The sequence below is a fragment of the uncultured Clostridium sp. genome (genome assembly GCF_934754915.1).
Lineage (GTDB): Bacteria > Bacillota > Clostridia > Clostridiales > Clostridiaceae > Clostridium.
The window spans coordinates 1-19766 of the sequence record NZ_CAKVKB010000026.1; the positions used below are offsets into that span (position 1 = coordinate 1).

The 19766-nt window shown below is 28.6% G+C and carries 14 protein-coding genes; 2 read left to right on the plus strand and 12 right to left on the minus strand.

The annotated features are described in order from the left end of the window. The 9 genes from Q0F58_RS06365 to Q0F58_RS06405 all read right to left on the minus strand — a co-directional run. Window positions 1–720 (minus strand): hypothetical protein (locus Q0F58_RS06365; RefSeq protein WP_294373878.1); only part of this gene is annotated, 720 nt, incomplete at its 3' end. Between the two features lie 225 nt (window positions 721–945). Further along, entirely contained in the window at window positions 946–2178 is a 1233-nt protein-coding gene (locus Q0F58_RS06370; RefSeq protein WP_294373880.1) for a cadherin-like beta sandwich domain-containing protein, read from the minus strand. A 122-nt stretch (window positions 2179–2300) separates the two neighbouring features. Continuing rightward, window positions 2301–3674 carry a cation:dicarboxylate symporter family transporter gene (locus tag Q0F58_RS06375; RefSeq protein ID WP_294373882.1) on the minus strand — a complete coding sequence of 458 codons (1374 nt, stop codon included), beginning with the start codon at window positions 3672–3674 and terminating at the stop codon, window positions 2301–2303. A 110-nt stretch (window positions 3675–3784) separates the two neighbouring features. Then, window positions 3785–4720, minus strand: a complete 936-nt coding sequence (locus Q0F58_RS06380) for a M14 family metallopeptidase (RefSeq protein ID WP_294373884.1) — start codon at window positions 4718–4720, stop codon at window positions 3785–3787. A 193-nt stretch (window positions 4721–4913) separates the two neighbouring features. Next, complete coding sequence (locus Q0F58_RS06385; RefSeq protein WP_294373887.1) at window positions 4914–5492, minus strand: TetR/AcrR family transcriptional regulator; 579 nt, start codon at window positions 5490–5492, stop codon at window positions 4914–4916. 204 nt (window positions 5493–5696) lie between these two features. Beyond that, window positions 5697–6320: a hypothetical protein gene (locus tag Q0F58_RS06390; RefSeq protein ID WP_294373890.1), complete on the minus strand. Its 624-nt coding sequence runs from the start codon at window positions 6318–6320 to the stop codon at window positions 5697–5699. Window positions 6321–6582: 262 nt separating this feature from the next. After that, window positions 6583–7431, minus strand: coding sequence for a ComEC/Rec2 family competence protein (locus tag Q0F58_RS06395; protein WP_294373893.1), 849 nt, complete (start codon window positions 7429–7431; stop codon window positions 6583–6585). A 199-nt stretch (window positions 7432–7630) separates the two neighbouring features. Further along, window positions 7631–10657, minus strand: coding sequence for a glycoside hydrolase family 2 TIM barrel-domain containing protein (locus tag Q0F58_RS06400; protein ID WP_294373896.1), 3027 nt, complete (start codon window positions 10655–10657; stop codon window positions 7631–7633). Window positions 10658–10862: 205 nt separating this feature from the next. Continuing rightward, window positions 10863–11921: an aldose epimerase family protein gene (locus Q0F58_RS06405; RefSeq protein WP_294373900.1), complete on the minus strand. Its 1059-nt coding sequence runs from the start codon at window positions 11919–11921 to the stop codon at window positions 10863–10865. Window positions 11922–12115: 194 nt separating this feature from the next. Here Q0F58_RS06405 and Q0F58_RS06410 point away from each other — a divergent pair, with 194 nt between their 5' ends. Both Q0F58_RS06410 and Q0F58_RS06415 read left to right on the plus strand, forming a co-directional pair. Further along, window positions 12116–13663 (plus strand): response regulator, encoded by a 1548-nt coding sequence (locus Q0F58_RS06410; RefSeq protein ID WP_294373903.1) that lies wholly within the window; start codon window positions 12116–12118, stop codon window positions 13661–13663. 63 nt (window positions 13664–13726) lie between these two features. Next, window positions 13727–15529, plus strand: coding sequence for a sensor histidine kinase (locus Q0F58_RS06415; protein ID WP_294373904.1), 1803 nt, complete (start codon window positions 13727–13729; stop codon window positions 15527–15529). Between the two features lie 119 nt (window positions 15530–15648). On the opposite strand, the gene Q0F58_RS06420 is transcribed toward Q0F58_RS06415, so the two are convergent. From Q0F58_RS06420 to Q0F58_RS06430, 3 genes are all read right to left on the minus strand, one after another. Further along, window positions 15649–17730: a beta-galactosidase gene (locus tag Q0F58_RS06420; protein ID WP_294373907.1), complete on the minus strand. Its 2082-nt coding sequence runs from the start codon at window positions 17728–17730 to the stop codon at window positions 15649–15651. A gap of 219 nt (window positions 17731–17949) precedes the next feature. Then, complete coding sequence (locus Q0F58_RS06425) at window positions 17950–18792, minus strand: carbohydrate ABC transporter permease (protein WP_294373909.1); 843 nt, start codon at window positions 18790–18792, stop codon at window positions 17950–17952. Continuing rightward, window positions 18792–19679: a carbohydrate ABC transporter permease gene (locus Q0F58_RS06430; protein ID WP_294373912.1), complete on the minus strand. Its 888-nt coding sequence runs from the start codon at window positions 19677–19679 to the stop codon at window positions 18792–18794. The genes Q0F58_RS06425 and Q0F58_RS06430 overlap by 1 nt, the downstream gene beginning before the upstream one ends. Between the last annotated feature and the right edge of the window lie 87 nt (window positions 19680–19766).

Consider the following 19766-nt stretch of genomic DNA (forward strand, 5'->3'; position numbering starts at 1 on the left):
ACTTTCTTTTATATTTGCAATTGTAGCATCAAATGATGAATCTGCAACGGCATTCTTAATTTCTGACATATCTTCTGATGTTAATCCAAGATTAAATGTCTTATTTATATTTTCAAGATTGCTAGCAGCAGCCTTTATTCCTTTTACTCCTAAATCTACAGCTTCATCACTGTTAAGATTAATAGTATATTCTCTTCCATTTTGAGTATATGGTAAATCTATATCACTATCTCCAAAAACAAGTTTTCCTAAGTTTATTAATGATTCGCTTCCGCCTGTTAATGCTTTTAATTGTTCAGCATCAGCTCCTGAATCCATAGCAATATAATCTGCCTTTATATCTTTTAAGCCTTGAGGAACTTCTTGTCCATTTAATGTGTATATACCTTCATAATAGCTTTTATTTATATACGCTGTATCAGAATCAACATATACTTCAATTGAAGGTATTTTTAAATTAATTGCATCATCTGCTTTAAAATCTACTTTTGCATATCCTTTATTTCCTTCTGAATATCCTGTTGATGTAAAGCTTATATCTCCTTTAGCTAATGCTGTATCAATTGATACCTTTCCATTAACTTCTGATGATATTGCTTCCCATTTTTGTGTTTTTGCAAGTTCATCAGCATAATTTAATGTAGTTTGACTACATCCTGCTAAACTTGTAACGCTTAATGCAGCTCCCATAATTAGAGCTAATGTCCTTTTTAACTTCATTCTAATCACTCCCAAAATAATAAATATTTTATACACTTACTTCTATTTTCTGTGTACAATTCTATTATATAGTATATTTGAATTTATATGTTAATTAAAACAATAAATTCTTCTTAAATTTTTCTTAATATACATTAATATGAAAAATTGACTTTCCCTTCATGGAAATTACAATGTATTTAGATACCATATATCACAAGAATTCATAGCAAAATAGATTTATAATTATCTCACTAAAGCACCTGTTGAATCAACTTTATATGAACCAACATATGAATTTGTAACCATTTCTCCATTAGCTGGATTTAAATAATACCATTTTCCATTTGAATACTGCCATCCTTTAAGCATGGCTCCACTTCCATCAAGAAGATACCACTTTCCACTTAAATATATCCATCCTGTGGCCATATTACCATCAGCACCAAGATAATAATATTTCCCATTACTATCTAAAAACCATTTGCTTGTAACTGGTTTACCCAATGAATCAAAATACTGCCATTTTCCATTAACAGTTACCCATTGATTTACCTTTGAATTTGTAGGCTGATAATTAGGCTGTGTTGAAATAACAGGACTTGATGTGACAGGATTGTATTGACTGCTTCCATTATTTATATTTATATTACTGCTTGTATTATTATAATCTCCTCTGTAAATATATAATGTGTAAGTTCTATCTTCATCCGCATCTTCATCTTCTACTTCAATTTCAATAGTATTTTTTCCTTTATTTAATGAAACTTTTCTCTTATACTCATCATCTTCATCAACTTCTGAACCATCAATTGTAACTGTATAATCATCGTCGTCTGGTTTTGCTTTTATTCTTATTTCATCGACTGAATTATTGACATACACATCGTATTTAGATGTTCTTTTAGAAAAATCTATTTCTCCATCACTTAATGTGATGCTTTTTAAATAAACATCATCATAATCATCGTCGTCATCATCGTCATCATTACCAGTATATTTTAATCTTATAGTATATTCTTCACTTACATCATCATCATCTTTATACTTTACTGATGATCCTGGATCTGAATTATATACCCTTACTGTAATTTTATTTGTTCCAGATGATAAACTTGCTGTCTTTCCAACTTTTACACCCTTCTGTGAACTTTTTTCACTTACAAAAAGTCTTACATAGTCATCATCAACACCATCAACATCTATCTTTATTTTTGATGAAGTTGTCTTTGCATAATATCTTGTGTCAGGTTGAACTTCATCATCATCTACTTCATTTTTTTTCTTATAATCATCATCATCGTATAATTGTATGCTTCCTCCACTTGATTTTTTCAGTTTCAACCTGGTAAGCTGGCCACTTGAACTTTTCGCATATGCTTCATTAGTAAAACAATCAATATCTACAGCTGGCACTATTGTAAATAATGTACAAAAAGCAGCCATAATTACAATTGTCTTTTTTAATATTTCTTTCATTCTATATCCCCCCATGATTATTTTTAATATTAACAATATCTGTATAGAAATTGTTTTCTTATTTCATAATAACATATTTTTACACAATAAATAAGTACTCAGCAAAAGCTGAGTACTTAATTTTAATTATTATATATTTTTTCATCTATACTTTGGAATTTTTTTGCAACACTCACCGCAGTTACCATAGTTCCATTTACATTTATCATTGTTCTTCCCATATCTATAATAGGATCTATTGCTATAATTCCTCCAAGAAGAGGGAAATATGCACCCATTCCCATTCCTGATATAACTACTGAAACAGCCATTGTTGCTGTTCCAGGAAGACCTGCTATTCCAAGGGAACTTATTATAATTATAACCAGCAGCATTCCATAGAAACTTAAATCCATAGGAGTCCCTGACATGTTTGCCAATGTTACTGCCATCAGTGCTGGATATATTGCTGCACATCCATTCATCCCCATATTAGATCCAAGACTTCCTACAAAACTTGAAATTCCATTATCAATTCCCGCTTTTTCTGTTAAAGCTTCAATTGTTACAGGAAGTGTTCCAAGACTCGAACGGGATGTAAATGCAAGTATTAATGGTTCTGATACATTTTTCACATATTTAAATGGATTAAGTCCATTTAAAGCTATTATTATCATATGCAGAACAAAAACTATGGCAACACTAACATATATAGCTATTATAAATTTAGTCACTCCTATTATAGCACTTACACCTCTGCTTGCTATTGTATTTGCAAGAAGCGCTATAACAGCATAAGGCATAAATTTTATAATTGTCATTGCTACGCTGGTTATTATTTTATATCCAGCTTCAACTAAATCTATTGCAGGCTTTACAACATCATAATACTTCTTAGTAAGCCTCTTTATAGCAATACCTATAAAACCAGCAAATATTACAACTCCAACAACATTAGCCTCAGCCATTGCTTTTACAGGATTTGATGGTATAAGACCTCTAAGTGTATCAACTATAGACGCTATTTCTTTCATTTCACTTTGAGTCTCTACAACTACTTCACCAACTCCAAGTTTAAATAAATTTCCAATAATTATTCCTACTATCGCCGACATTGCAGTTGTACTTAAAAGTATCAATAAAGTCCTTGATGTCAGCTTTCCAAGATTCTGATCAGCTTTCATGTTTATGATTACTCTTATTATGGACAAAAATATTAAAGGAACAACAAGCATTTTTAATAAATCCATAAATCCTGAGCCAACCAAACTGTACCATTTTACAGTTTCATTTATCCATACTACAGACTCAATATCTTGCGGAAAACCAGCTGCAATCTGTATTACTATTCCTAAAACAAGACCTAGTATTGTAGCAGTTATCATACGTTTAGAAAAATTAACTTTTTTCTTCTCCATCTGTCTTATTATGAAAAACAATCCTATCATCAGCACTATAAATAGTACTGGCATAAAGCTGGTTATCATAATAAAATCAGAAAAAAATGTACTGTTCATTATTATCTCCTCTTTCGCTAATAATTCCTATCTCTTTAGTATGCTTTATATAATATCAATAGTTTTACTTCATGTCAATAATATTGTTATTTTATGTACATTAATATAATTTATTCATAAATTCTTTCTATTATTTTATACGCTACAATATTTTCCATTATTAGTGGTGAAACATGAGCAAAGAAAATAACACCATCTATTGGTGAAATTATTTTTGAAATCACATTTCCTTCATAAGGATCTAATATTTCTGCAAGCAATTCTCCCTTTTCAACTTCATCTCCCGGATTTTTTAATCTCCTATATATGCCACTTGTATGAGATACTACATTATTCAAATCTTCTTCATTTATTAAACTTGCTATATACCCATTATGACAGTTATATTTTACAATTCCAATCCTGGTTAAAAATCTTAATACTGCAACAACTGCATGTTGGGCTGATTTCTCATCTATGTGTTCTGTAGCATTAGTATAAATTGAAAAAGCATTGGTGTTCAGCATCTGCCAATTATAGTTTAAGGTTGATGTTTCAAATGAATTCGGTTCTCTTATGAGTACATATTTTAATCCAAATAAATTTGCCAAATTAGGACTTTCGTGTCCTGTTTTCATCATTCTTACATGAGGAATAAATGTACCTTTCATATAAAAACTTGCAAATTGTATTCCATAACTATATTCCTTTATATTTTCAAATACATTCTGTGCTATTATTTTGGCTGTGCATGGAGATTCATTTTTTGAAAACATTCTATTTATATCCCTGTTATCAGATGTCCAAAAGCGTTTTCCTATATTCATCGCATAATTGTTCACACATGGGATTACTAATATTTCATTATTTTTTGCTATATAACCTCTCTTCTCTAATATTTCCAATTCACTTATTAGCTGTGAACACGTATACAGCTGCTGTACCTCATTTCCTCTCATAGCACCAACTATGCATGCTGTTTTATGTCCTTTTCCAAATTTATATCCAGTAACTCTGAAATCATCTCTATATAATGAATTTAATTGAAAAATAACCTCTTTCTTCATGATATCACCACCCTAAAGGTTTTAAATTATAATTGTTTATCATAAGTTATAAATAATGTAAAAATATTTTCCTTTGCATCAAAAAAAGCAAAGAAACTCTTAATTGACTTCTTTGCTTAACATAATATTACTACTATATAATTTTATTGTCAAACCTCAAATTAGATAGCTATACTTTTATACTGAATAAATTTTATACTCTATATTCTTTCAAAAACATTGGCATCATCTTAGAACTATAAACGCTAAGAGAATATGTTCCTTTATTCATGCACCAGTCATATATGAGTCCTCTTTCACACAATGCATATACTTTCATAATTTCATCACTAGATATGTCATTTTTTATTTCTCCTCTTTCCTGCCCCTCACATATAATTTTCTTTAAAAGTCTATAATAAACACGATTTTCATCAAGAAGATGTTTTTCTCCATTAGTTATGAGTTGTGATGAATACAATGATGCTAGAAGTTCCATAGATACACTTTCATCTATCATTTTAAACAATTCCCTATTTAGATAAATTAATTTATCAAAACTATTCATATTCTCATCTATCTGTTTTATTAACATTTCATATTTTTCATCAAATAAATATGAAAGAGAACTTAAAAGCGAATCTTTTCCTTTAAAATAGTGATAAAATGCCCCTTTTGAAGTATGAGAACGTTCTATTATTTCATCTACTGTAGTATTATCATATCCTTTTTTATAAAAGAGTTCCCATGCCGCAGAAACTATCAGTCCTTTTGTACTTCGGTCTTTTTCCATATATAAGCCCCCTTGTTCGTCTTACTACAGTTTAAATTTTCAAAAATTAATATCTTTAATAATAAAAACATCCTGTATCAGTTTGAGTATTTTTACAGAATATTTTTCACATTAATTGCATATTATACATCAATAAATAAAAACTGTATACTTATTAATCTTTGCATATTAGTAGTAAGAATTTTCAAAAATAAAATCTTCATATTACTTCTTTTTTATAGAACGTATAACTTCAACTCTTGTAATAACATGATTTTTCACCTTTGCTACTCTTAATGCAAATCCTGGATAATAAATACATAATCCTGTTCCAAGCTCTAGATTTCTTTCTTCTATCTGTTTTAAAATAACATCTTCTAATGTATCTTCTTTATCTTCATACGGTATATCTATATGTTCTAGTAAATTTATTCTTTTTATTCTCTCATTTCCTCGGTAGATAGTTTTATCCACTTCATCAAAATTATAGAATAGATATTTTCTTGTAGCAAATAATATTCCTATAGATATTATACCAATCAAATTTTCAATTGTTGATGTATGCTCAACTATTAGCTTCCTTGCAATTGCAAATAGCAGTACTTCTATTACAGTTTCAGGAGTATGTTTACAAAGCATTTTTATGAACTCTATCCCTATTACAAGATTAAAAGCTAATGCAAGATAATCATTAAAAGATTCTATTCCCGAATTAATTCCAACTACAGATTTCATATCTCCAATTAAGTATATTACTAATATACCAATTATTATAGTAAGAAGTATTCCAATTATAGTTTCAAGCGTATCTGCTGCTTTCAGAACCTTTTCCCTTAAAAATCGTTTCATAATTCCACCTCTTTTTTCTTTAGTACATTTTACACATAATAAATTTTAAGATATTCTTCAAATTGAGTAAAGTTTAATATATGAGGACTTTTCATATTGGCATAAGTACAAAATCTAACTCAACATATAGTATATGTTAAATTAATATGGGCACTATATCTTAAACCAAATTATATAAAATTATGATTATGAAATATCCACATATAAATATTTATTTTCAATTTTTTGAAATATATTTAGGTTTTTTATATTCTTGACGTTTTTATTGAACAATATTAATATTATTTCCATCACATGTCATTACAACATCCCCATTTGATGTTAAAAAAGTTTTTACATCATATTTCTCTAAGATTTCCATTATAGAATCGTCAGGACTATCTTCCTCTGAACATGTTATTACTGCATATGATGGTTTTATAGAACCTATAAATTCCTCACTTACTGAACTTTCTCTCCCATGATGTGGAATTTTTACAACATCATAATCCTTATTATTCATATTCATAAATTCTAAAAGACGTTCTTCTTCTGCATCTCCCATAAATAGAAAACTGTACTTGCCATAAAGCACTTCTGTAATTATAGAATAGTCATTAGATTTTGAATATTCTTTTTTCAAAGCTGGATATATATTTATTTTTACATCCTTTAGATCTACACTAATTTCTTCATGAAGCAAAACTGGTGTTATATCATTTGATGCTAAAGACTCAACATATTTATCATACTGCTTGCTATCTTTTTTATAATCTGCCTGAACAACTTTCTTAACATTGAAATTATTTAATATAGATGGAGCCCCTCCAATATGATCTTTATCCATATGTGTAAGAATAAGGCATTCTAAATCACAAACTCCTTTTTTTCTTAATTCTGAAACAACATTATCTTTTGTACTGTTCAAGCCTGTATCTATTAAAATTGCTTTGTCTCCTGCTGTTATCAATATGCAGTCTGCTTTTCCTATATTCATAAATGTAATTTCCAATGATTTTTCTTTAAATATAGAAATATTGGATACTACTGAACATCCTTTCAAATTAAATAATATATTTATTAATGCAAGCACTGAACATACTATCTTTTTCAAATTACTTTTAATATTCAAACTTATTTCACCCTTTTTACTAATAACATCTCACTTTAAAATTATAGCCGCCCATTCCTTTAATTTTTTAAAATAATTATACCAAAATAATAGACTGCTGCACAAAACCGAGTTTATATGTTCAACAGTTAATCTCTAAAATCACTACTGAACAAACTTTCCTTTTTATGCAACAGCCTTTTCCTAAATTTTTTAAATTTTATTTTATACCTGAAATTTTAAATGAGTATTCAATATCATTGCTTGAATCTATACAGTATTCTTCTAATACAGGCGCACCCCAGCTATCATCTCCTCCAACACCCATTTGTTTTCCAATTATATTGACATTAGTAAATGTAATTGGTGGAAGTTCTTCTTGATGAAGTGCATTTTCAAGTTCCATACAATTATAAGGTAAAACACTAAATTCAAATGGAACCTTATCATATGAAAATATTAATCCATTTCCATATTTATTTTTAACTTCAAGCCATCTTGTATCTGTTCTGTTTCCACATTCTTGAGGAACTAGATACTTAGATAGATTCTTCATTGGAGTACTGCTAAATACACCTAATTTTGCACCTTCACATCTATCAATATAGTTTTCTTCCTTTCCTTTTCCATACCACTTAAATGAATTAAATTCTTTCAATAATCTAAAATTCATTCCCAATACAGGAAGCTCTGGCAATCCCTTCACTCCATGATAAAATACCTTTACCTCAATAATTCCATCCTCTTCAATAATATAAGTAATATCAACTTTTGTAGATGGAATTGTCGGAAGCTTATAAGTGTACTTTATAGTTATTGAATCATCTTTTTCGTTCATTGAAAAATCACAAAGCTTTTGTCCTATTGTAGCTCCCATCCATTGTATACATCTAAATTCATGTCCATTTCCTCTGTCATTATCAGTAGTAGCTCTCCAGTAATAAGTTTTAGGAACTCTTGTTATAAATTCCTTTCCACCATATCTTAAAGATACTATTCCACCTTCTTGCTTAGAAAATATAACTTTAAAGTCTGCTCCATGAATACCTATATTTACATCTCCATGTACAATTTTAAAATGAGATTTTTTTAATTTATCTTCTTTAACATTTCCTTTTAAAACAGTTTGACCAAAAGCCACTTCATAGCCTGCTTCTGCCCATAATTCATCATGTTTTAATAATGCAGAAACAGTCACTATAACTTCCTTTTCGTTACTATAATCATCTAAAGGAAGCTCAACATATTTTTCTTCTCCAGCAGATACTGAAACATCGATGTCTCCACACTGTAACAGCTTATCTTCTTTTTCCACCGTAAATTTTAAATCATATTTATCAGTACATATAAAAAGATTTTCATTTTTAATCAAAACACCTTTTGAATCAAGTATTAATTTTATGTTCTGATATAAATGTTTAACTTCTTGAGCTTTAGGTGATTCTGTTCTATCTGCAAATATCAATCCATTTCCAGAAAAATTATAATCACTTGGTCTGTCTGTAAAGTCGCCGCCATATGCTAAAACTTCTTTTCCATCTGGATCTACTCTATAAAGAGCCTGATCACCATAATCCCATATAAATCCTCCTTGATACATTTGATATTTATCTTCAAGTTCTATATATTTTTTTAATCCTCCACAAGAATTCCCCATAGCATGCATATATTCACAGCTTATGTATGGTTTTTGTGGATTATTATTTAAATATTCTTCAATTTCTGCTGCCTTTGCATACATTCTACTTTCCATATCACTTATCTTATCATATTCCCTATTCCAGAAAACACCTTCATAATGAACAATACGAGATGGATCTTTTTTTCTGAAATATTCTGACATTTGGAAAATATCTTCACCTGCATAAGATTCGTTTCCACAAGACCATATAAGTACTGAAGGATGATTTTTATCACGTTCAAGCATTGATTTTGCTCTATCTAAAACACATTCCTGCCACTCTGGAAGGTTCCCTGGAACATTCCATTCAGGTGAACACTTCCCCATCTTCTGCCATGATCCATGACTTTCAAGATTGGTTTCATCAATAAGATAAATCCCATATTTATCACAAAGTCTGTACCATAAACTTTGATTTGGATAATGAGAAGTTCTTACTGCATTTATATTATGTCTCTTCATAAATTTTATATCATAGAGCATGTCTTCTTTTGTTATTGAACGTCCACGTCTTGCACTGAATTCATGACGATTTACTCCTTTAAATACAATTCTCTTTCCGTTAAGTTTCATGATTTTATCAATAAGTTCAAAATGTCTGAATCCTACTTTTTGTGGAACAACTTCAACCAGATTTCCTTCTGCATCCTTTACTAAAATATTTAAAGTATATAAATTAGGTTCTTCTGCACTCCAAAGCTTAACATGATTAACTTTTAATGATAACCTTGAATTTTCTGATACAGGTATTTTTACTGATTGTGTTATTCTGCCTCCATCTTCATCTTCTAAATAAGCTTCTAAACATCCTTTAATTTCACCTGTAATCTTTAACTCCGCATTTAATTCAGCATTCTTATAATCATTACTCAATTCTGTTTTCACAAATATATCATTTATATGAGTTTGGGGAACTGCATATAAATACACATCTCTAAATATTCCTGAAAACCTCCAGAAATCCTGATCTTCAATCCAGCTTGCACTACTTCTTTTATAAACTTCAACAGCAAGCTTGTTTGAACCTTCCTTTAAATACTCTGTAATATCAAATTCTGAAGGTGTAAATGTATCTTCACTATATCCAACAAATTCGCCATTTAACCATACATAAAAAGCTGTTTCAACTCCTTGAAATGAGATAAAAGTCTGTTTGCCTTTCAATTCTTCTTCAACTTCAAAATACTTAACATAGCTTCCCACTGGATTATAAGTTCTTGAAATATGAGGGGGTCTTAATTCATCATGGCCTTCCCATGGATACATTGTATTTATATATTGGCATTTATCATATCCCTGTAATTGAATATGTCCTGGAACTTTAATATATCCAAATCCATCCACATCAAAATCTTCTTTAAAAAAATCCTTAGGTCTTAAAATTGGATTTTCACTATATTTAAATCTCCATGTACCATTCAAACATTGTTTAAGAGGCATATTATCTTCTAATTCTATTTGTTCCATATTCTCATAAAACCAGTGATCAGAATGTGCATCAATTCTATTGACTCTAAATATCTCTGGATTTTCAAGCCAGTCAAGTGTAAATTCTTTGGTTACCATGTAAATAATCCCTCTTTTCTAATATATTTTTAAGTTACCTATATATTTCATAACAATAATGCAGATTCAATCTTTTCAAGATTTCCTAATTCTTCTTTAAATTTTATTATCAAAATATATATTTTCTTAATTTCAAAATTTCATAATAAAAAATAATAATTTTTTATACAAAAATATTCTATATCAATAATTTAAGTCTATACATTTAAATAACTGAAAATTTATATATTGTTTTTTCTTCATATTTCTGTCCAGCTTTAAGAAGGGTTGATCTAAATCCAGGTGTATTTATAGCATTTGGAGCATATTGTGTTTCAAAACATAAAGCCCCCCTTTTTTCATATGAAACATTTCCTTTTCCAATATTAGTTCCATCTAAAAAATTCGCACTATAGAACTGCATTCCAGGCATAGTAGTAAACACTTCTAATTTTCTTCCGCTTTTTTCTTCTATTACCTCTGCAACTGGTTTATCTATTTTTCTATCTTTTATTACCCAGTTATGATCATAGCCATTTCCTAGTACTATCTGTTCATAATCAGAATCTATGTTTGTACCGACTCTGACAAATTTTCTAAAATCCATCGGTGTTCCTTCTACAGATCGTATTTCTCCTGTTGGTATTGAGTTATTATCATTGACTGTAAATTGGCTGCAATTAATCTTAACCATGTGATTTAAAGCTGATTCCCTTCCTGAACCATGTCCTGCAAGATTAAAATATGAATGATTTGTGAGATTTACAACTGTATCTTTATCGCTTACAGCTGTATATTCTATCTTTAATGAGTTATCTTCTGTAACTGTATATTTTACACTAACTTTAAGATTTCCTGGATAACCTTCTTCATTATCTGGACTTTCATAAGACAACTCAATACTATTCAACTCACCATCTATTTTTTCCACATTCCAAACAACTTTATTAAATCCAATATTTCCACCATGATGATGGTTACTTCCATTATTGAGATTTAATTTGTACTTTTTACCATTTATTTCAAATTGTCCTCCTGCAATTCTGTTTGCACATCTTCCCACTATTGCCCCGTAATATTTATCTCCTTTTTCGTATCTTTCAAGACTGTCATAACCTAAAACAACATCATCAAAATTTCCATCTTTATCTTTAACAATAATTGATACAACAGTTGCACCATAATTGATTATTTTTACCTGCATATTGTTATTATTTTTTATAACAAAAGAATATATTTCTTTTCCTTCATGTGTTTTTCCAAACAATTCCTTTACTATTGACATACGCCCACCCCTTTTGTAATAGTTTTCATACATAAATTTTATATTCTTTTTAGTAAAAAGTCAATTTATTTTACTTATTTTTTACTAAAATATATTATTTGAAAACCTTTTAAAAATGCTTTATAATTTTATATGTCTATAAAAATATTCTATATATTTTTTACTTTATTTTTCGAATATGAGGTGCTTGAAAATTGAATGATTTTTGTAAAATTTTAATTATTGATGATGAGTTTATTATGAGACAAGGAATAAAATACATGACAGATTGGGAAAAAGAAGGCTTTAAAATTATTGGGCAAGCTTCTAATGGACAAGAAGCTATTGAAATGATAAAAAACGAAAAGCCTCACATTATTATTTCTGATATAGTAATGCCACAGATAGACGGCATAGAACTAAGTAAATATATTCAAAAAAATTATCCAGACATATCAATAATTATTTTAAGCAGCTATAGTGATTTTGAATATGTAAAATCATCTTTTCAAAATGGCGCCATAGATTATCTTCTAAAACCTACATTGGAACTTGATTCATTACTTAGCTCTTTAAAAAAGGCTGCAAAAAGAATCCATAACTTCACTCTATCATCAAATAATACACAACATATAGAAACTGTTTTAAAAAGATTAATTCTAGGTTTTAATTCAGATATTAATTTTAATGAATTAAATGATTTATTCACATATGATAAATTTTATTTATTTGGTATAAATGCAAAAAAACTATTTAAAAATTATGAAGAACGTAATAAAATGATTTCTTCATTAACATCTGAATTAGATACTCTATTTTCTTCTAATTTGATAAAAGCCATACATCAAAATATAGTTTTAGACAACGAAATTGTTTTATGTCTTATAAACGCGAAAAATGAAAACGATTCACATCTGATATACGAATTGAAAAACTTTTCAAAGAAATTTTCCGAACAATATTCAAATATTTTTCTTGTTTTAAGTAAATGTTTTAATTCGCTTAAAGACATAAAAAATGTGTATGAAGATAATTTTCTATTCTTATGTTCTCAATATTTCTTTAATAAAAACTCATGTTTTTTTACTAATACATCCTGTAACTCAGTAATTAATGAAAAAAGCTTTAACTTCAAATTATTTACTGAACTGATGTCATCACTTAATATATCAGAAGCTTTTGATATGCTTTTAAGACATATTTCTATTTTGATTTCAGACAAAAGTTCAACTGAACTGGAATTAAAAAGCATAATTCAAAACTGTACTTATAATGCCATCTCTAATCTTGAAGCATTAAAAATAGATGCATTTGAAATAAGTTCATTGAAACATACCTTTTTTACTAAAATCGATCAGACACTCTACGCTGATGATTTAATTTGTGCATGTGAAGAAATCTGTAATACTTTTAAAAACTTAATATCAAAATATGAAAATACATTTAATTCTCATATGATTAATAAGATAATTCAATATATACAAAAAAATTATGCTGAACCATTAACTTTAACAGATGTTTCAAAAAAATTCAGTTTTAATTATTATTATCTTTCATCATACTTCAGTTCACATAATCAGGAAGGATTCAATGAATTTTTAAATAAGATAAGAATTGAAAAAGCTTGTGAATTTTTAAAACAGGATATGCCTATTTCTTCTGTAAGCTCCTTGGTTGGATACTCTGACCAAAGTTACTTTTCTAAAGTATTTAAAAAGTTTACAGGATTTACTCCTAGTTCATACAGAAAAAACCTTATTTAAAAAACTAACTTTTACTTCTGAACATTTAATTTTTCAGCACTATTTTTAAGGAATGGTATTATTATGATAAATAAACTACGCAATGATTTTAAAAATTTTTTTGATTCTACAACCTTATTTCTGCGTGTATCAGGAATAATTCTAATAAGTATAACATTAATTTCAGTATTAATAAGTACAATAACAATTTCACTCTCAAAAAAAGCTATTGCAGACACTTTCAGCAAATCAAATTACAAAGTTTTAAGTCAGATTTCTGAAAACTTTAATGAATTAAATTCAAGAATAATTATAGCAATGGATATAGTATCTGAAAGTTATGATTTTCAAAACTTTCTTACAAATCCCCATCTATCTCCTCAGGAGTATTTCAAAACCCTATATAATATAGATAAGACCCTTGGTAACTATCTTTCTTCACAGGATTCAAATGGAATAACAATTTGTGTTGCAGGAGTAAATGAACAGAGATATGTTCAAAATAATGACACAATGCTTCTAACTACAAAAGAACTTCTTAATAATGATATAACAAAAAAAGCATTGGAAAATGAAAATCAGATATTTTATCAATATTACAGCAGTGGTTTTACAAAAACAACCAATTCATCAGGAGGATGGGTTGCAATAAAAGTTCTTCATAATAAATACACCAAAGAAATCTATGGATATGTCTACGCCTTCATAAACCAAGAATATTTAAAAAATTACTACATGCCTTTTGTAGGTAATGGAAATGATATTTGTATAATTTCTGATAATGGAACTATCGTATCTTCAAATTTAAAAAAACAGATGGGAACTGTAGATTTAAACTTATATAGGATTTCAAAAAAAATTACAGATAACAATACTGATTATATAAATACAAAATTTAATTCTTCAGATGCTGCAATATTATCCAAATATCTTCCTACTTATAATTTCAATATTGTAGGAATAATAGATAAAAATAAAATGCTTGATGAAGCCTATAACACCTTCCCAATAATATGCTTGAGTTTATTTATAGCATTCACATTTATTATTATTGCATTCTTTATTGTACGAAAAACTACACGTCCCTTACTAATACTTGCAAAAACAATGCCCAAAATAATAAATGGTGATTTCAATAACCATATAACTATACATGGCAGTCCTGAAGTACGTGAACTTACCAGTGCTTTCAATTACATGCTTGATGGATTAAATAGTTATGTGAAACAACAGATGAAGATTCAAAAAGAAAAACGTAAAGCTGAAATTTCTGCTCTTCAAATGCAGATAAATCCTCACTTTATATACAACACATTATCTTCTATCAAATGGCTTGTATGGCAGGAAAATAAAGCGAAATCATCAGAAGTAATTGATGCATTTATTTCTCTTCTCAGAAATACAATAAGCAACAAAAATGAAATTATAACAGTTTCTGAAGAAATACAGAATTTAAAAAACTATGTACTTATAAATCATGTTCGTTATGGTGATAAAATAACCGTAAATTTCTTTATAATGCCTGAATGTGAAGATTATATAATTCCAAAATTAATCCTTCAACCATTTATTGAAAATGCATTCTTCCATGCATTTACTGATATGGATTATGGTCTAATAAATGTGTTTATAAATAAAATTAATAATGAATTGATTTGTGAGATTATCGATAATGGAATTGGAATGAGCTCTGAAAGCTTGAAAAATATCTATAGCAGTACACACAAGAAAAACAATAATTTTACAAGTATTGGTATAAAAAATGTAAATGATAGAATAAAACTAATTTATGGTGATTCTTATGGACTTAATATTACAAGTGAACCTGAAAAAGGCACTATAGTAAAATTATCTTTTCCTGCTGTTACAGAATATACAGAAATTTAATTATCTTAAAAAATTACACATAAAAATTAAATTGTACCATATTTAGTATTTTATCTATAAAGAATACTACTAAATACGGTACAATTATAATCTTAAAATACAGCAGTTTTTTTAATCTGTTATTTAATTATTTTCTTTAATATTTTTAATCTATATCTATCAAGTACTATCTGCCCATCAGTTTTTTCTTTAGAAATCATATCCTCATATTTATATTTTTCTAAATCTATCTTTTTCTCTTCCTCATTAAAATTCATAACAAAGATATATTCATTTCCATTTTTAATTCTTGATTGTGCTGTTACACCTTTAGGAAGTTCACAATTAATAGCACTCGTAATTCCTAATTCTTTTATAATGTTTTCATAAAAATCATTATTAAAATCAAGTTCTGTTCTTCCTGCTATATAATAACATTTCCCATTTCCATACTTATTAACTGTAAACGCAGGCATTCCACCATAAAAATCATCCTCATATTTACCAAGAACTTCTGCTGTTTCTGCATGGATCAATTCGCAATAATCAAAAACTTCATAACTTTCTTTCATATTTAATCTATTATCAGTAATTTTAATATGATTTCTCTCATCATCATATATAGAATCTATTTCTTCTGCCCATATTCCAGTCACCTCTCTTAATGGTCCTGGAAATCCTCCAAGAAAACATAAATCATTTTCATCAACAACTCCACTCCAGTAAGTTGTTACTAATGTTCCTCCATTTGCAACAAATTCATTTAATCTTTCTGCCACATTAGGTTTTATCATATATAACATAGGTGCCACTATAAGTTTATATTTTGAAAAATCACAATCCATGCTTATAACATCAGTTGATATTCCTTTTTCCCAAAATACTCTATGACTTTTCTGACAGGTTTCTTCATATCCTTTTCTATACTTCTTAAGCCCTTGAAGATCATCAATTGCCCATTTATTTTCAACATCATAAATAATAGCCACTTCTGATTTAGTAATTGCTCCCTGTATTTCTTTTATGTTTTCAAGAATCTTTCCTAATTCTGATACTTCTTTAAATACTCTTGTATTTTCATGTCCACAATGATCCACTACTGCTCCATGAAACTTTTCTGATGCTCCTCTTCCTTTTCTCCATTGAAAATACAATACAGAATCTGAACCATGAGCTAACCCTTGTATAGATGCAAGAATATGCATTTTAGGACGTTTTAATTTATTGACATCATGCCAGTTTACCAAGCTTGGAGTGCTTTCCATGATTAAAAAAGGGTTCCCATTACCTAAACTTCTGTAAATATCATGTACAAAACCAACATTTGATGCTAATTCTGCTGTAGTTTCAAAATTATTGTGCCATGCTGGATAGTTGTCCCAAGATAATATGTCAACTTCCTTTGCAAATTTCCAATAATCAAGTCCTGTAAATAACCCCATATGCGGATAATTTCCCATGAAGTTTGCTGTAACAGGAATATCTGGTGTTAGTTCTCTTATAGGTTCTATTTCGTTTTTAAAGAAATCTATTGTCTGATCTGTAACAAATCTTTTCCAGTCAAGATTATGTCCATGAACAAACATTTCACCATGTTCTGATGGACTTTCTATTTGTGACCATCTATTAAATCTATGACTCCAAAATCCTGTCCACCAAGCCTTATTAAGTTTATCCAAGTCATTGTTATATTTCTTTTTAAGCCAGTTTCTAAATGCTTCCTGACATAAATCACAATGGCATTCTCCACCATATTCATTAGAAATATGCCACATTATTAATGCTGGATGATCTTTATATCTCTCTGCAAGTATTCTATTAATTTCCTTTGTCTTTTTTCTATATACTGGTGATGTAAAACAATGATTGTGTCTTTGCCCATGAAGATTTTTGCTTCTATCACTATTTACACGTAAAACCTCTGGATATTTTTCAGACATCCATGCTGGTCTTGCTCCACTTGGTGTTGCAAGTATTACATGAATATTATTTGCTGCCATATCATCCATTATCTTGTCAAGCCATTCAAATGTATATTTTCCTTCTTCAGGTTCAATTGCACTCCATCCAAATATATTTATCGAAACACAGTTACAATTTGCAAGCTTTAAAAGACGTACATCATCTTTTAATATTTCAGGACAATCAAGCCACTGGTCTGGATTATAATCTCCTCCATGTAAAAATTCTGTAACTTTATTATAAAAAAATCTATTTTTCATTTATAATTCCTCCTGACATCATTAATTGGAATATATATTCTATTTAATTTTTGTATTTCGTAATTTTAAAGTATTCAAAATTATATCTTACTTAATAAGAAAGATTAATTAACATTTCTTCTGTCAATTAATCTTTTCTTATAATTCACAATTCATTTTAAATAATTTTAATATTTTTTAATTGAGGTCATATATTAGTAATATTCTATATTTAAACGATTATTTAACAGATCCAAGCATACCTGCAACAAAATGTTTCTGCATTGTAAAGAATACTATTGCTGTTGGTAATGTTGCAATTACTATAGCTATCATTATCAATCCATAATCTGGAGAATAGCTTGAACCTAATGTAGAAAGTATTAATGGTACAGTTCTCTTTTCTGGAGATTGTAGTACAAGCAATGGCCATAAGTAATTGTTCCAACTATTCATAAATGTTATGATAGCACCTGCTGCATAAGTAGTTTTCATTGTTGGCATATACATTTTAAAAAATATTGCAAATTCTCCCAAACCATCAATTCTTGCTGCTTCCAATATATCTTTAGGAAATGATTTTGTGTTTTGTCTAAAGAAGAATATGAGGAATGCTGTTGAAATGCTTGGCAACAATACAGCAAGATATGAGTTTAATCCCATAATTTTCAATGGAGTTCCATTAAGTGATGCAAATAATTTATAAAGTGGAATCATCAATGCTGAGAATGGCACCATCATAGATAAAAGAAGTATTGTAAAAACCTTATCTCTCGCAGGTGTTCTAAATATCTCAAATCCATATCCAGCAATAGATGAAACTATTAAAGCAAGAACTGTTGTTATTATTGCTATTATAGCTGAATTTCCTAATGAACGTACAAATCCAAGATCTGAGCTTAAAAGGTTACTTAAATTTACCAAAAGGTTACTTCCAAATGTCAATTTACCTCGTGTTACATCTACTGATTTATTTGTAGCGCTTATAATCATCCAAAAGAAAGGGAATATGGATATAAATGCTGCAATACTTAAAAATAGATATTTTAACCCCATTGATTTTCCTAATTTTTTCTTACTCATTAGTCGTCCCCTCCTACTTTAAATTGGATTAATGATAAAATTACAATCATTATAACTACTACATAAGCAACAGCTGCTGCATAACCAAAATTTGGTGTATATGTGAAACATAAATTATAAATATAGTGTGAAATCGTTGTAGTTGCGTTGGCTGGTCCACCTTTTGTAATATTCATAACTTCATCAAATAACTGTAATGTACCAATTGTTGAAGTTATGGTTGTAAATAGAATTATTGGTTTTAATAGTGGAACTGTTATTTTTGTGAATTTTTTGAATGATGAAGCCCCGTCTATATCTGCAGCTTCATAGATTGATGGGTCTATATTTTGAAGACCTGATAAATAGAATATCATGTTATATCCTGTCCATCTCCAAGTTATTGCAATTATTATTAATATTTTGGCCCAGAAAGGATCTGTAACCCATTCTATTGGTACTGAAATAACATGTAATGCCATAAGCAATTTATTAACAAGACCATTTGAAGCAAATATACTTTTCATTATGATTGAATATGCAACTAATGATGTTATACATGGTAAAAATATAGAAGTTCTAAAAAAGCCCTTAAATTTCAATTTAGGATCATTTAATACTGTTGCTATGATAAGTGCTAAAACTATCATAACTGGAACCTGAACTATAAGATATAAAAAAGTATTTCCTACTGCTTTTTTAAATGTATCATCGCTCATCAATCTTGTATAATTACTCAATCCAGCAAATTTAAGGTTATTCCCCATTCCTGATTGTAATGATGTTATAAACGATTGCACTGTTGGATAAAAAACAAATAATGAAATAAATATTATACTTAATGATACGAAGCCCCATCCCCATTTATTAGTTCTGCTCTCTATTCCAGCATTTTTGCTTTTTTTCATTATTATCACTCCTTTATTTTCTAAAACCATTTGTCAAATATCCCCACATTATATTTGACAAGTGGTTTATATGTTTTTTTAGTATTC